Origin of the sequence: Geobacillus sp. TFV-3, from assembly GCF_009901865.1 — a bacterium.
GTDB classification, from domain to species: domain Bacteria; phylum Bacillota; class Bacilli; order Bacillales; family Anoxybacillaceae; genus Geobacillus; species Geobacillus thermoleovorans_A.
The window spans coordinates 845,296-860,639 of record NZ_MPSP01000001.1 but is presented as its reverse complement, the minus strand read 5'-3'; the positions used below and the strand labels follow the sequence as shown (position 1 = coordinate 860,639).

Genomic DNA, 15,344 nt, shown 5'->3' with positions numbered 1-15,344 from the left:
AAGTTTAGACTAAGCACGCTTCCGGCGACGTACGTAAATCAAGACGGCACCGATGATCACAACAGCGATGACGATGAGCGGAATCCAGTTTTTTGCTTCGGACAAATCGGTCCATTCTTTTTTTTGCACCGCATCCAGCTTTTCTGCGGCGCTTTCCGAAAAGTGGCCGACTTTTAGGCTTTTGAGGCCAAATTGTTTTTGCAGGGTTGTTAAAATCGTCTCTTTGCTTTTCTTAAACACGTTGATATCCGATTTTTTCTCACCGACGCCGAACAGCCCCGGGTTGCCAAGCGACTGAAGCGCCTTGTCAAACTCGGTGCGCAGCTTTTTGTCAAGCGCAGGGTCTTTCCCTTGGATGACCGGGGACAGCGCTTCATACGTCGCAAACGCCTTGGCCAACAGCCGCTTGCTCGTATCGTACTGGTCAAAGTTTGTCTCAATATTGTCCAAACGGCGGGCGATATTGAGCACTAAAATTTTTTCCATGTCCTTGATCACCGCCTGGCGGTCCTTGGCTTCGATGGCCGCAAGCACCGCCTTGGACGGCTCCGGCCCCATATGCATGTCGATTTCTTTTTTGACCGTTTCAAAAATTTGCTTGGCAGAGTCAAAATTCGGCGGCTGTTCATTCAGCTTTTCTTTCATCTGTTTGTACGCTTCAGCAACCGCCTCTTCATTCGGGTTTCCGTACGAGTAGGCGAACGCTTTCAACGGAACGAGATTGAGAATAATGATCACTGCTATGTAAAAAAAGAAACGGGATGTTTTCACGTTTCTGCTCCTCCTATCAAGATCAATGATAATCATTATCACCATCGTTGTCAATATAGAAAAAACGGCCGGCGGCCAGACGCGGCCGCCTCACGAACAATGGCGCTCCCGCTCCAAAGAAAGCACATGCGCTTCTCGGTCAATGACAGCTTTTTTGACCGGACGGCGCATTTCCTTCCAGATGGCTGGGATGACCGCGGTTATATAGGCGGTGAACTTGATGAACGAGCGACCGGTCGTCCGCACTTGATAGCGGATCGGCACTTCTTTCAAGCGAAACCCTTTGCGCACTAAATTGAGCGTCAGCACTTGGGCGTAATTGTAATCGTGGATGATTTCCGCCTCTTCCATCGCGCGGCGGGAAAACGCGCGCATCCCCGACTGCCCGTCATACAACCGCTGGCCGAGAAGAAGCGACTGCAGCCACGTGAACAAATAATTCCCGAGGCGGCGGTGCCATTTCATGCCGCGAATCGTGCCAAGAAAGCGCGAACCGATCGTATAGTCCGCTTCGCCGGTGAAAATCGGGGCTAAAAGATCAGGAATTTGTTCCGGCGGATATTCGTTGTCGGCATCGATCATCACGCCGATATCTGCGCCAAGACGGACACACTCTTCAAGCCCTTGCCGCACCGCCGCCCCGAGGCCGCGATTTTCCGGCCAGCGGCAAATGTAATCGGCCCCCGCTTCTTGCGCCGCTTCAGCAGTCCGATCGGTCGATCCATCATCAATGACCAAGACGCTCACCTCGACAGCGGGATGAAAATGGCGGGGAATGCGGCGAATCACTTCCCCGATCGCTTCTTCTTCATTGTACGCCGGCAAAAAGACGATGACGCGCTGTTTCTTCATCGCTCTCCTCCTTTCGCATCGCCTCGATCAAAACCGGACCGCGGCTATGGCTTGGATACGGCGCACCAAGCAAATAGGCGATCGTCGGCGCCAGCGAGACGAGGCTTTTTTTCTCATCGACTCGTTTTCCCGCTTCAATCGCCGGGCCGTATAGAAAAAACGGCACATACCGCTCCCCTTCATCGAGGTGGCCGTGGCCGCCGATGCCATCCGCTTGGCCATGGTCAGCGCAGACGATCAATGTCGCGCGCTCGAGCTCGCCCCGTTCCTCAAGCCAGCCGACAAACTCCGCGATCAACGCGTCGGCTTCTTCAATTTTTTCGATATACTCGTCATACAGCACCCCGCGGCTATGGCCGGTCTGGTCGGTGGCGATCAATTGCACGACAAGCAAGTCTGGACGTTGCTCTTCCACAATGCGTTTCGCCCGCTCCATAATATAACGGTCAGCAAGATCGTTGGGCATGACGGCCGTCACTGTTTCGACATCGTCGCCGAACGAATCGACCAAATGAGCGATGCCAAGCAAGCGTCCTGTTTTCCCTGCTTTGCGGAGCGAGTCGAAGATCGTTTCTACTTTTGCTCCGAGCTTCCATACCATATTCGAGCGAATGCCGTGCTCAAACGGATACGTGCCCGTCAACATCGATGTAAAGCAAACGACCGTGCGCGCCGGATAGACCGTCTCCATTTGCGCAAATTCCGTCCCTTGAGCGCGCAGCCGTTTCAAAAACGGGGCGTTGGCCGCTTCAAACCGGTCTTTGCGCATCCCATCAATCACGATGACATACACTTTGTCACTGATCGGCGCATCTGGGCTCGGCACATTGTTCGTGTAAGTCGGAATGATCTCCGGCTGCCAATCGAACAAATTCCGGTGCAAAATCCAGGAAAACAGCCACACTCCAGCGGCAAACAGCCAAAGCGCGCCGTACAGCGGCCCCAAATCCGCCCCTCGCTCCACTTGGATCGACGCATATTCCCAAACAGACAAAAGGAGAAAGACTTTCGGCAGCTGTTCTTGGGCGTTGCCGCTTGTTGAATCGCTGTTTTTCAGCACCAGCTTCCAAAAGCGGGTGAAATTCCACCATGACGTGCCGATGCGCAAATGGTAATAAAGCGTTCCCCAAAAAAAGACGGTAAAGAAAAAGTAAAGCCCCGACGCCAACAACAACAACGACACATCAGCGAACGACCAAACGATGAGAAACACGACATACGGGATCCATAAATAATTGCGCAAAAACAGTGGATAGTCGTACACATAATAGACAACAAACAGCGGCAGCGCCGCCGCCATGCCGAGCAGCCACTCCCATGCATGGCCGCCTATAAGATCGGCGGCACGGTAGATGACCATCGTTCCGACGACAAAAATCGGCGTGAACGGCTTTCCTTCATTCAGCAAATTCCAGCAGCGCGCCGCGATTTTTTCGAATCGAGATGCTTCTTTCATCGCCTCTCCCTTTCCTTTTTCCATACGCCCCGCACCGCCTGCCAGTCGGACCGCGAAAACGACAATACCGCGGCTCCGGCGGCGTAAGAAAACAGAAATTTAAACGCATGTGTCAAAACCGCGGCCATATACGCCACATCCCATGGTGCACCAACCGTAGTTAAGGCAAACGCCATCACCGCCTCATACGTTCCGAGTCCACCGGGAGCAATTTGGGCAATTTGTCCGGAAACGGTCGCGCTGTTTGCCCACACCGCCTGTCCAAAAGAAAGCGGTATACCAACCTCTTTGGCGATCACGCCAATGACTGCCGCCTCGCACAGCCAGCTCGCCGCCACCGCTCCGGCCATCGCCGCGCCGCGCCAGCCGTGAAATACGCTCCGCCATCTCCGCCATAACCGATCGATGCGGAGCGGGCGGCGAAACAAGACCGCGATCAACACGAACCCCACGGCGATGGCCCCTGCCAAGAGTGGAATGCGGGGAATGTGATGCATATACGCATACGCCCCCATGACAGTCAATCCGCCCAGCACCGCCATATCAAGGAGCCGCATCACCGCCACTGATTCAATGGCCTCGCCGGCTGAAACGCCGGGCTGGCGGGCAAGCAAGGCTATACGCACAGCATCACCGATTTTCACCGGGGCAAGATGGTTGACAAACAAACTAAGCAGCACCGCACGCCAATAAACAGAGAAGGCGATTGGCTTTCCGACATATCGCTTCCACGCCCACGCCCGCAGCCAAAACGACAATCCATATACGAAAGCGGCATCAGCCATCTCGATCGGGCGGTTGACTAGCTTGGCTAGATGATGGAGCATCTGTCGGCCGTCAAAGCAGCGGTATGTCAGCCAAGCGGAAAAGAAAAGAAGCGCGAGCCCAGCTGCTCGCAACGCCGCTTTAGCCGTCGGTTTACCGCTCATGTTCGCGCGCCCACGCCACCGTGCGGGCGAGCCCTTCGTCAAACGCCACCTTTGGCTTGTAGCCAAACACCCGCTCCGCCTTCGTGATGTCCGCCCATGTCGCTTTCACATCACCTTTCCGCTCCGGCGCGCGCACCACCTTCATGTCCGGAAAATGCTTTCGCAACTCAGCGAGCAGCTGCTCCATAGTGACAGGCGCCCCAGCGCCCAAGTTGAACACTTCGCTTCGCCCGTCGCCGCGGTGAAGCGCTGCGATCATGCCGTCCACAATATCATCGATGTACGTATAATCACGCGCCGTCCCGTTGCCATACACGACAATCTCTTCACCCGCCAGCAATCGGCGCAAAAACGCACCGATCGCCATATCCGGACGACCCCACGGGCCATAAACGGTGAAATAGCGAAAAATCGTCATTTGATAACCATATAAATGAGCATAGGCATGACAAAACGACTCCGCTCCATATTTGGCGGCCGCATACGGCGACACGACGCGGCCATCAGCCATCTCTTCCCGAAGCGGAACGTTGCCGCGGTCGCCGTACACCGATGACGATGAGGCAAACAGCACATGCGCCGCCCCCGCTTCCCCTGCCGCCGCCAACACATTGACCGTCGCTTTGATGTCATAGTCGATATACGCGAGCGGCTCCTCGAGGGAATACGGCACGCCCGGGAGCGCCGCCAAATGGTAGACGACATCGGGGCGAAACTCGGCCATCCACTTTTTCGTTCGCTCCCCATCAAGCAAATCCAAGCGGACAAGCGGCACCCAACCGCCGGTGAGCGCCTCGAACTGCCGCTCCTTCCGTTCAGCAGAATAATATGGATGAAAACAATCCACGGCAGCCACGTCATATCCGAGCCCGCTTAACCGAGCGGTTAGATGGCTGCCAATAAATCCAGCTCCTCCAGTGACAACGATTTTCAACGGCTTCACCCCATTGCAAAATAGACTCTCCATCAGCATCTTACCACAGCCGATCGGAAAAAGTCGCGGTGCGAAGGCAAAAACCAAACGTTTCCGGACAGATGGCTGACGTAAAAACGCACAAGCTGCCTGACCGCCATCGCGCACTCTGCCGACATCAAATCCGCTGCCTCATTCGTCAGACAAGGGCGTCCTGTGGACGCCCTTGTTTGCTGCGTTATTTCGCTTTTTCGATCACTTGTTGCAGGGCGGCTTCAATTTGCGGCAGCCATTTGTCCGCCTCGGCTTTGTTTTTCGCCTTTGCCGCCTCCAAGTAGCGCGCCGCTTGATCGTTCAACGTGTCATACGCCTTGTCGCCGAGCAATGTTTTGATATCATTTTCGATCATGTTAATAAAGAGCGCGCCTTCTAAGGCGGTGATCACCGATTTGTCTTGCCCCCAATTTTCTTTGCTTTCTTCATATTCATGAAGCGCCACTTTCGCCCATCCGCGCACGAACGCATGATTCACCGCTTTCGGATCGAGCGTTTTGACATCGGTCTGCAAGTCAAACTGTTTCAAAATGTAGTCCGCTTCTTCAGCGGCATGCCGTTTCATATACGGATAAACGGATTGATAAAACGCCCAGCCTTCCGCCTGCTCCACTTTGGCTTCTTCGGCGTTTTCTTTGGCCGCGGCCGCCGCCTTCGCCGCATAGCCGTGCGGCAGCGCCCCGCTCGCTAAATAGAACGTTTTCATCAATGTTTTATCAACCACTTGCTTGCCGAGGGCAAAAGAGAGCGCATCATCGTTTTGGACCGCTTGCTCCATTTGGACAAACGCCCCGTTGATCGCGTCCACCAACTTCGTTCCGTAAGCCGCATCGCGCTTTTCCACGGTCGACTGCAAAATCGCGTAAAATGTTTTGGCTTCCTCAAGCTCTTCCTTTACTTCTTCCTTATTGGCCCAATGCTCTTCTGCTTCGGTAAACTCATGCTTGATCGTCGTGTAAAACACTTTTTGCATCAGCTTGTCAAAAATTTGTTTGACGACCAACGGCTCAAGCGACCCGTCTTTGCCAGCCGCCAGTGCGTTGGTAATATGTTGGTCAAGCGTATCTTCAAATTCCGCGTCACGTTTTTGCACAAGCGGCTGCAGCTTTTCTTTGTAGATGCTCTCCACTTTGCCGAAGTCAACCGCCTCGCCTTGCTTGGCTTTCTCAAGCTCCGCCAACGCTTCGCTGAACGCTCCCGCATAATCGACTTCCGCTTCTTCTCTTTCCTCTTTTGAATTCTCTTCCGTTTTTGGCTCTTCTTTCTTCTCTACAGCCGCTTGGTTGCTGCTTTCTTTTTCTGTTCCCGCCGTCTGTTTGCTCTGGCCGCACGCGCCAAGCGCCAACGCTGCTGCGGCGAACACAGCGAACCACTTCCATTTCAATGACATTCTGTATCCCCCCGTTCACACACAAAAAAATGATAATCAATATCAACACAATGTGATTATAAAAGAAAATGAATTTCAGTGTCAATATATAGTGAAAAAAAGCTTTTTGCGATGTTGATTTTATGTGGCTTTTTCACCCACTAAAAAAGCATGTTAATCCGTAGAATCCTTAGTGTGCCAAGGGATTGAAGGTTTGGGGCGAATGTTCGTTTTGACCCAAAAATCCGCCGATTTCCCCTTGATTTTATAGGATATTACTGGGGTAAAAAATTTTTCCTCTTCTCTCCCAGCCCTTGTGTACCAACGATTTCACGTCATCGAAAACAGCTCAAAAAGTGAGGGCTCTTGCTGAAAATCCTCTTTTCCTGGCTGGCCATACCTTACATAAAAAAATCCAGAGGCCCATCCCTCTGGATTTTTTTCGTCCTCGATATTATGCATGTTTGCTCACAAACTCAACAAGCGCCTCTTTCGGCTGATAGCCGACCGCTTTGTCGACAAGTTGGCCATCTTTGAACAGGAGCAGCGTTGGGATGCTCATGACGCCGAACTTCGACGCTGTTTCCTGATTTTCATCGACATTCACTTTGACGATTTTCACTTTGTCGCCCATTTCGCGGTCAAGCTCTTCAAGCACCGGAGCGATCATGCGGCACGGTCCGCACCATGGCGCCCAGAAGTCAACGAGCGTGAGGCCATCTTTCGTTTCCGCGGCGAACGTTTGGTCAGTGGCATTGACAATCGCCATATGGATTCCCTCCCATCTTCTTGAATGCTGCAAGCAAAGTATACCATGGAATGCATGTCGGCGCGAATGTTTTGCTTCGTTTCTACTATTCGCTTTTGCTGCGGAATTTATCCGTCAAAAAACGGGCGGCTCAAGCCGTCCGTATTGTTTATTACGAATGCACTTTCAGTTTTTTGAACTCTTCGGTGAGGAGCGGAACGACTTCGAACAAATCGCCGACAATGCCGTAGTCCGCGACTTTAAAGATATTCGCTTCCGGGTCTTTGTTAATGGCGACGATGACTTTCGAGTTCGACATGCCAGCCAAGTGCTGAATGGCGCCCGAGATGCCGCAGGCGATGTAAAGGTCCGGCGTGACGACTTTTCCGGTTTGCCCGATTTGCAGCGAGTAGTCGCAATAGCCGGCATCGCACGCCCCGCGCGAAGCGCCGACCGCACCGCCCAGCACTTCAGCGAGCTCTTGGAGCGGCTTGAAGCCTTCGGCGCTTTTGACGCCGCGGCCGCCGGCGACGATCACTTTCGCCTCGGTCAAGTCGACGCCTTCCGCCGTTTTGCGGACGACTTCTTTGACAATCGCGCGCAAGTCTTTAATCTCGACGGCGAGCGCTTCGACGCTGCCTGTGCGCGATTCGTCGCGCTCAAGCGGCGCGATGTTGTTCGGACGCACGGTCGCAAATATGATGCCATCGGTGACAATTTTCTTTTCAAACGCTTTGCCCGAGTAGATCGGCCGCGTAAAGACGATGTTGCCTCCTGCCTCCTCGACCGCGATGACGTCGGAAACGAGGCCGGCGTCGAGCTTGATGGCCAATTTCGGCGACAAGTCTTTGCCGAGCGCCGTATGGCCGAAGACGATGCCTTCCGGCTGTTCTTTGTCAATCACGGCTTTTAATGCTTGCGTATAGCCATCTGATGTATAAAATTTCAAATTCGGATGTTCAATGACAACAACGCGGTCCGCGCCGCGGTAAAGGAGTTCGTTCGCATGCGCCTGTACCTGGTCGCCGACGAGCACCGAGACGACTTCCCCGCCTTCGGCGATCGTTTTGGCCGCTGCGATGGCTTCAAAGGAAACGTTCCGCAACGATCCGTCGCGTACTTCCGCCAATGTCAATACTTTGCGTGCCATAGTTTCAGTCCCCCTACCGTTTATTCTCCATCGTTCCTGTCCGTCAACGCGCGCCGGTGGCCGCCTCACACAACTTTCGCTTCAGAGCGGAGCAGCTGAACGAGCTCCTTCACTTGATCGGCGATCTCACCCTGCAAAATTTTGCCCGCTTCGCGCTTCGGTGGCAAGAACACTTCAATCGTTTTCGTTTTCGCTTCGACATCATCTTCCTCGAGGTCCAAATCGTCAAGCTCCAGCTCCTCAAGCGGTTTCTTTTTCGCTTTCATGATCCCCGGCAGCGACGGATAGCGCGGTTCGTTCAATCCTTGCTGGGCGGTGACAAGAAGCGGCAGGGACGTTTCGATGATTTCCTCGTCCCCCTCGACGTCGCGCACGACCGTCACTTTGCCGCCATCGGCAATATCAAGCTTCGTGATCGTCGTCACGTATGGAATGCCAAGCAATTCCGCGACGCGCGGGCCGACTTGCCCAGAGCCGCCGTCAATGGCGACGTTGCCGGCTAAAATCAAATCCGGGTTTTTATCTTTCAAATACTCAGCGAGCACTTTCGCCGTCGTATATTGGTCTTGCTCTTCGACATCATCGTCGATGTTGATGAGCACCGCTTTATCGCAGCCCATGGCGAGTGCTGTGCGCAGCTCTTTTTCCGCCTCTTCGCTGCCGACGGTGATGACCGTCACTTCACCGCCATGTTTGTCGCGGACTTGAATGGCTTCTTCAATGGCGTATTCGTCGTACGGGTTGATGATGAATTCAGCGCCTTCCTCGTTAATCTTGCCATTGACGATGGAGATTTTTTCTTCCGTGTCAAAGGTGCGTTTCATTAAGACAAAAATGTTCACGTCGTTCCCCTCCTCGAACAATTGTTGTAGTTGTCAACATTCCGACATTACTGATTATTATTTCCCTTGAAAGACGGGCGGCCGTTTTTCCAAAAACGCCTGCACGCCTTCTTTTGCATCCTCGGATACAAACACGCGGCCAAACCATTCCGCTTCCTCGCGCACAGCCTCGGCAAACGATTTTTCCTTCGCGGCGTTGAGCAGTTCAATCGTCGCACGGACGGAAAGCGGACTTTTGGCGGCGATCTTTTTCGCCAACGCTTTTGCTTCATCAAGAAGCCGCTCTTCCGGCACCGCCTTGTTGGCAAGCCCCCACTCGACTGCTTCGAGTCCGGTGATCGGCTCGCTCGACCACATCATTTCCGCTGCTTTGCCAAAGCCGACGTAGCGCACGAGCCTCTGCGTGCCGGCAAATCCAGGGATGATGCCAAGCTGCAGCTCCGGAAGGCCGAGTTTGGCATTTTCCGCCACCACACGAATGTGGCAGCTCATGGCCAGCTCCAACCCACCGCCTAATGCGGCGCCGTGAATAGCCGCAATGACTGGTTTGGAAAAGCGTTCGATCCGCTCCATCACAAGTTGGCCGTTGCGCGACAAACCAGACGCCTCCTCGACGGAAGCAATGGACGTGAATTCTTTAATATCGGCGCCGGCTGAGAAAAACCGCCCCTCGCCATGAAGCAGCACAACGCGCACATCCGGATCGGTCTCAAGCTCGTCCAACACAGTTGAAAGCTCTTTCAAAACCGCTGATGAAAGGGCGTTCGCCGGCGGCCGTGAAAACGTCACGATGGCGACGAACTCCTCTTTCGCCAAACGAAAAAAGTCCATGAAGCCTCTCCCCTTTCTGCCTATCTTAACGCCCGGCGGCGCACCCTTTGACGAGCAGTTCGTACACCGGATCGGCGAGGGCGGCCAAGTCATACTTTTGCTCGTTCATCACCCACGTCGTCACGGTTTCATCCAAGGTGCCGAAAATCATTTGGCGGGTGAGCCGGACGTCTAAATCGTGGCGAAACTCCCCTTTTTCCATCCCCTCCATGATGATGCGGTCGATGAGCCGCAAATATCCTTTCAGCACCTCATTGATGCGATAGCGAAGCTCTTTGTTCGACTGGCGCAACTCAAGCTGCGTCACGACCGCCATATGCGGATCAGCGGCGAGGGCGGAAAAATGAGTTTTCACCAATACATACAATTTCTCTAGGGGGCTTGAAATTCCTTCTGTCTCTTGTTCAATTTTCTCGATGAACGCCCCCATCTTTTCTTGAAAAAGCGAAATTAAAATATCCTCTTTGTTTTTAAAATAAAGGTAGATCGTGCCGTCGGCGACACCAGCCTGCTTGGCGATTTTCGACACTTGGGCTTGATGGTAGCCGTGCTCGGCGATGACGACGACGGCAGCGTCAATGATTTGCTTAAATTTCGGCTTTTCCCTCCGCAATATGGATTCTCCTTTTCTCACTTTCCATCCGTCAAATGAATGAACCATCATTCATATTTTTATTTTACGGGCAATTCTGCCGATTTGTCAAGCTTCTTTTTCTCCTCTTCGACCAGCACGCGGCGCAAAATTTTGCCAACCGCCGTCTTCGGCAGTTCGCTGCGAAACTCGTAGATGCGCGGCACTTTGTAAACAGCCAAACGCTGGCGCATAAACGCGTCAAGCTCCTTTTCGCTGCACGCCTCCCCCGGCTTTAACACGACGAACGCTTTCACCGTCTCGCCGCGGTACGGATCCGGAACGCCGATCACGGCCGCTTCCTGCACTTTCGGGTGCTCGTACAGCGCTTCTTCGACTTCGCGCGGGTAAATGTTGTAACCGCCGGCGATAATGACATCTTTTTTCCGGTCCACGATGTAAAAATAGCCGCGTTCATCCATATAGCCGATATCTCCTGTATACAGCCAGCCGTCGCGCAACACTTGCTCGGTCTCTTCCGGCCGGTTCCAGTAGCCTTTCATCACTTGCGGGCCGCGGACGGCAAGTTCCCCTAACTCTCCCGGCTTCGCTTCCTCGCCCGTTTCCAAGGAAACGATTTTCGCTTCCGTATCCGGCCACGGAACGCCGATGCTTCCTTTCACCCGCTCCCCGTCCCAAAGAAAGTTGCTGTGAGTGACAGGGGACGCCTCGGTCAACCCATAGCCTTCAATCAATTTCCCGCCCGTTGCCCGCTCAAACTGCTCCTGCACTTCAACCGGCAGCGGAGCGGAGCCGCTGATGCAGACGTTGATCGACGACAAATCATATTTCGGCAAATCCGGATGGTTCAACAGCGCGATGTACATCGTCGGCGCGCCTGGAAACATTGTCGGCCGGGTGCGCTCAATCGTTTTCAACGTTTGCTTCACATCAAACCGTGGGAGCAGCACCATTTTGCTCGCCATCATCACGGACAAATTCATCACCGTCGTCATGCCGTACACGTGGAAAAACGGAAGCACGCCGAGCACCGTTTCTTTTCCTTTTTCGCATTTATACACCCAATGGGCGCACATCAATGTATTCGCGATCAAGTTGCGATGCGTCAACATGGCCGCTTTCGGATGCCCCGTCGTGCCGCCTGTATATTGCAGCAGCGCCACATCTTCCACCGGATCGATGTCCACCCCGATCGGCGCAGTTTCTTTGCGGCTCATGATCGTGCGGAACAGATGAACGGTTTCGTTTTCCGCGATGCGGACGATGGGCATGTTTTGCTTCCGCTGGACAAGCGGATACAGCCATTTCTTCACCGTAGGCAAATAATCTTGCATTCTTGTGACAATCGAATGTTGGACTGGTATTCTCCCTTTCAACTTTTCCACCTTTGGATACAGGATATCCATCGTCACGAGCACCGAGGCGCCGCTGTCGTTCAGCTGGTATTCAAGCTCATACTCGGTGTAAAGCGGGTTCGTCTGTACGACGATGCCGCCGGCCATGAGCGTACCGTAGTAGCTGATGACCGCCTGCGGGCAGTTCGGCAGCATAATCGCCACCCGATCCCCTTTTTTCAATCCGATCGTCCGCAAATAATGTGCAAACGTCAATGCTTGCTCGTACAGCTGTCGAAACGTCATCATCTTCCCGAGAAAGTCAATCGCCTCATGGTCTCCGAATTGTTCCGCCGTCTCCCGCAAATAGTCAGAAAGCGTTTTCTCTGGATAGTCAAGCGTATGCGGAATCTCCGGCGGATAATGAGCCAACCATGGTTTTTCCATTGAAATCCCCCCTTATTTCTATTTTATTTTACTATTAGCAATTTTTCATCAAGAAAAAAAAGAACGCCGGGCTTGAACCCGAGCGTTACCAAAACCAGTACACCAAACCAATAAAGAAAAAGCACGCGCAGATGACAAACAAGATTTTCGCCAGCACATCGACCGATCGGTTGCGCACCGCCATATAGACGATGCCGCTGACCAAAAGCAACCCGACCGCGATCAACAGCCATTTCACTACTGCGTTCATTCGTTGTTCCCCTTTACTGAATGCCTTCGCCGATGACAAACGACAAGCCGACGGAAATCACCATGGAAATAAAGCCGACGGCCCGGTTGTCATTGGCGATTTCGTCATCAATATTAAACTTGGGCGTCAAAAATTCATAAATAAAGTACGCGGCAAGCAGAAGCAAAAACCCGTACAGCCCCCAGCCGATCATCGACGGCAGCGACTCATGTCGGGCGAGCGCATAGCGAAAAATGTTGGCGATGCCGAAAATTTTCCCGCCCGTCGCCATCGCCACCGCCACATTGCCTTTTTGAATCTCCTCCCAATTTTTGTATTTCGTCACCAACTCAAATACCGCTAAAAAGACAACGATGCACAACACGGCGACGCTGAAATTGGCCGCCGTTTTCACCATGTCGTGCTCCCAAAACGACGCCATTGCCATCGCCCCCATCATTTCAGTTCGACGATCGTCACCCCGGTGCCGCCTTCATTCGCCTCTCCGAACCGGAAGCTTTTCACCGCCCGATGTTGTTTTAAAAACTGCTGCACTCCTTGGCGGAGCGCGCCCGTCCCTTTGCCGTGGATGATCGAAACGCGCGGGTAGCCGGCGAGCACGGCATCATCCAAGTATTTCTCAAGCCGAATGAGGGCGTCTTCGTACCGCTCTCCGCGCAAATCGAGCTCCAAGCCGACGTGGGCGTCTTTTCCTTTCACCGTCGCAATCGGCGTCACTTCTTTCGCCGGCGCGCTGCCGATGTACTCCAAATCGCGCTCATGAATTTTCATTTTCAAAATGCCGAGCTGCACTTGCCATTCGTCGTCCGACACTTTTTCGATCAAATAGCCTTTTTGGTTGAGGCTCGTCACCTTCACTTCATCGCCTGGCTGGAACGCATGGCGTGATGCAGCCTTTTTCGCCTTTTTCCGCTTCTCCACTTTCGGCATAGCGGCAGCGAGCCGCTGCTTGGCGGCGACGAGCTCGCGTTCTTTCACTTCCGCCTGCTTTTCTTTTTGCAAGCGGCGCAGCTCTTGAATGATCCGCTCGGCTTCGCGCTCGGCGGCGCGGATGATGTCAGCCGCCCGCTTCGCCGCTTCAGCGAGCCGCTCTTCTTTTTCGTCTTCGAGCGCTTCGAGCTTTCGCTCCCACTCGGCGCGCAGCCGCTCCGCTTCCTCAAGCGCCGAGCGCGCCCGCGCTTCCTCTTCCTCCGCTTGCTTTTTGCTTCGTTCAAGCGAGGCAATCATGTTTTCGACGTTATGGCTTTCGGCGCTCACTTGCGCTTTCGCCCGCTCGATGATGCGTTCATCAAGTCCAAGGCGGCGCGAAATATCAAAGGCGTTGCTGCGGCCGGGGATGCCGATCAACAGTTTATACGTCGGGCGGAGCGTTTCGGTGTCAAACTCGACGCTGGCATTCACGACGCCAGGGCGATTGTAGCCGTACGCTTTCAACTCCGGATAATGCGTCGTCGCCACCGTCCGCGCCCCGCGCCCGTGCACTTCATCCAAGATGGCGATGGCGAGCGCCGCTCCTTCCTGCGGGTCGGTGCCAGCCCCAAGCTCGTCAAACAGCACAAGACTTTCACCATCGACATGGCGCAAAATGTCAACGATATTGACCATATGGGACGAGAACGTGCTCAAGCTTTGTTCAATCGACTGCTCGTCGCCGATATCGGCGAAAACGGAACGGAACACCGCCGCTTCCGATCCGTCGGCCGCCGGGATGAATAACCCCGCTTGCGCCATGAGCGTCAACAAGCCGATCGTTTTCAACGCCACCGTTTTCCCGCCGGTGTTCGGCCCAGTGATGACGATCGTCGTATAACCGCCGCCCAATTCAATATCATTCGGCACCGCCTTTTCTTGATCCAGCAGCGGATGGCGCGCCTGCAAAAAGCGGAGGTAACCGCAGCTGTTGACCGCTGGTTTTGTCGCCTGAATCCGGCGGGCGTATTTCGCCTTGGCGAAGGCAAAATCGAGCGCCGCGAGCGCTTCGACCGCCCGCGCAAGCCGCTCGGCCTGCTCGGCGACTTTTGCCGAAAGTTCGCGCAAAATGCGTTCGATTTCTTGCTTTTCTTTCGCCCGCGCTTCGCGGAGTGCATTGTTCAACTCGACGACCGCCTGCGGCTCAATAAACAGCGTCGCTCCGGACGCCGACTGGTCGTGGACGATGCCGCCATAGGCGCTGCGGTATTCTTGCTTGACCGGGATGACGTATCGGTCATTGCGGATCGTAATGATGGCGTCCGACAGCCGCTTTTGCGCCGCCGGCGAGCGAATGATGCTCTCAAGCTTCTCGCGGATGCGCGCTTCCACTGTCCGAATTTGCCCGCGCAGCGAGCGAAGGCGGTCGCTTGCGGCATCGAGCACCTCGCCATGGTCGTCAATCGAGCGGCGAATGTTCTCTTCAAGCGCCGGCACCTCGACGAGCTCATCGGCATAACCGGCTAGGTGCGCCAACCCGCCGTATTCTTCATGCACATCCATAATCAACCGTTTCATCTGCCGGCTTGCCGCCGCTGTCGCCGCCACTTCAAGCAGCTCTTGTGGGCTGAGCGCGCCGCCGATCGCTGCTCGTTTCAAATGCGGGCGGATGTCGACCACTCCGTCAAGCGGCGCATAGCCGCGCATCCGCAAAACGGCGGCCGCTTCATCCGTCTCCTCAAGCCGCGCCGCCACTTCCTCCAAACGAGGCGACGGTGCGAGAGCAGCGATTTTCTCAAGACCGAGCACCGAGGACGCATGCTCAGCCAACTGCTCTTTCACTTTATCGAACTCCAAGGTGTGAAGCACTTTTTGTTGCACGTATCTAACCCCCAGC

General features: G+C 54.3%; 15 protein-coding genes. All 15 read right to left on the bottom strand.

Annotation, left to right across the window (positions count from 1 at the left end; genetic code table 11):
• Positions 1-9 precede the first annotated feature (9 nt).
• Complete coding sequence (locus BJQ97_RS04315; protein ID WP_201451659.1) at positions 10-771, bottom strand: hypothetical protein; 762 nt, start codon at positions 769-771, stop codon at positions 10-12.
• Positions 772-861: 90 nt separating this feature from the next.
• The gene (locus tag BJQ97_RS04310) at positions 862-1,623 is read right to left on the bottom strand and encodes a glycosyltransferase family 2 protein (RefSeq protein WP_160155636.1); all 762 of its coding nucleotides are present in this window, start codon (positions 1,621-1,623) and stop codon (positions 862-864) included.
• Positions 1,580-3,079 carry an alkaline phosphatase family protein gene (locus BJQ97_RS04305; protein ID WP_160157536.1) on the bottom strand — a complete coding sequence of 500 codons (1,500 nt, stop codon included), beginning with the start codon at positions 3,077-3,079 and terminating at the stop codon, positions 1,580-1,582. The genes BJQ97_RS04310 and BJQ97_RS04305 overlap by 44 nt, the downstream gene beginning before the upstream one ends.
• A complete protein-coding gene (locus BJQ97_RS04300; protein ID WP_160155635.1) occupies positions 3,076-4,008 on the bottom strand; it encodes a lysylphosphatidylglycerol synthase transmembrane domain-containing protein in 933 nt (310 codons plus the stop codon). Before BJQ97_RS04300 ends, BJQ97_RS04305 begins: the two co-directional genes overlap by 4 nt.
• Positions 3,998-4,942: an NAD-dependent epimerase/dehydratase family protein gene (locus BJQ97_RS04295; RefSeq protein WP_160155634.1), complete on the bottom strand. Its 945-nt coding sequence runs from the start codon at positions 4,940-4,942 to the stop codon at positions 3,998-4,000. Before BJQ97_RS04295 ends, BJQ97_RS04300 begins: the two co-directional genes overlap by 11 nt.
• Positions 4,943-5,159: 217 nt before the next feature.
• Entirely contained in the window at positions 5,160-6,365 is a 1,206-nt protein-coding gene (locus tag BJQ97_RS04290; protein ID WP_160155633.1) for a hypothetical protein, read from the bottom strand.
• A 433-nt stretch (positions 6,366-6,798) separates the two neighbouring features.
• Positions 6,799-7,113 carry a thioredoxin gene (trxA, locus tag BJQ97_RS04285; protein WP_160155632.1) on the bottom strand — a complete coding sequence of 105 codons (315 nt, stop codon included), beginning with the start codon at positions 7,111-7,113 and terminating at the stop codon, positions 6,799-6,801.
• Positions 7,114-7,264: 151 nt separating this feature from the next.
• Positions 7,265-8,242, bottom strand: a complete 978-nt coding sequence (locus tag BJQ97_RS04280; protein WP_160155631.1) for an electron transfer flavoprotein subunit alpha/FixB family protein — start codon at positions 8,240-8,242, stop codon at positions 7,265-7,267.
• A 65-nt stretch (positions 8,243-8,307) separates the two neighbouring features.
• Entirely contained in the window at positions 8,308-9,084 is a 777-nt protein-coding gene (locus BJQ97_RS04275) for an electron transfer flavoprotein subunit beta/FixA family protein (RefSeq protein WP_160155630.1), read from the bottom strand.
• Positions 9,085-9,141: 57 nt separating this feature from the next.
• A complete protein-coding gene (locus BJQ97_RS04270; protein ID WP_160155629.1) occupies positions 9,142-9,915 on the bottom strand; it encodes an enoyl-CoA hydratase in 774 nt (257 codons plus the stop codon).
• A 25-nt stretch (positions 9,916-9,940) separates the two neighbouring features.
• Positions 9,941-10,528, bottom strand: coding sequence for a fatty acid metabolism transcriptional regulator FadR (locus tag BJQ97_RS04265; RefSeq protein WP_160155628.1), 588 nt, complete (start codon positions 10,526-10,528; stop codon positions 9,941-9,943).
• Positions 10,529-10,587: 59 nt separating this feature from the next.
• Positions 10,588-12,288, bottom strand: coding sequence for a long-chain-fatty-acid--CoA ligase (locus BJQ97_RS04260; protein WP_160155627.1), 1,701 nt, complete (start codon positions 12,286-12,288; stop codon positions 10,588-10,590).
• A gap of 85 nt (positions 12,289-12,373) precedes the next feature.
• Positions 12,374-12,538 (bottom strand): hypothetical protein, encoded by a 165-nt coding sequence (locus BJQ97_RS17305; RefSeq protein WP_167346067.1) that lies wholly within the window; start codon positions 12,536-12,538, stop codon positions 12,374-12,376.
• A gap of 13 nt (positions 12,539-12,551) precedes the next feature.
• Positions 12,552-12,959, bottom strand: coding sequence for a DUF350 domain-containing protein (locus BJQ97_RS04255; RefSeq protein WP_044730634.1), 408 nt, complete (start codon positions 12,957-12,959; stop codon positions 12,552-12,554).
• Between the two features lie 14 nt (positions 12,960-12,973).
• Entirely contained in the window at positions 12,974-15,328 is a 2,355-nt protein-coding gene (locus tag BJQ97_RS04250; protein ID WP_328717962.1) for an endonuclease MutS2, read from the bottom strand.
• Between the last annotated feature and the right edge of the window lie 16 nt (positions 15,329-15,344).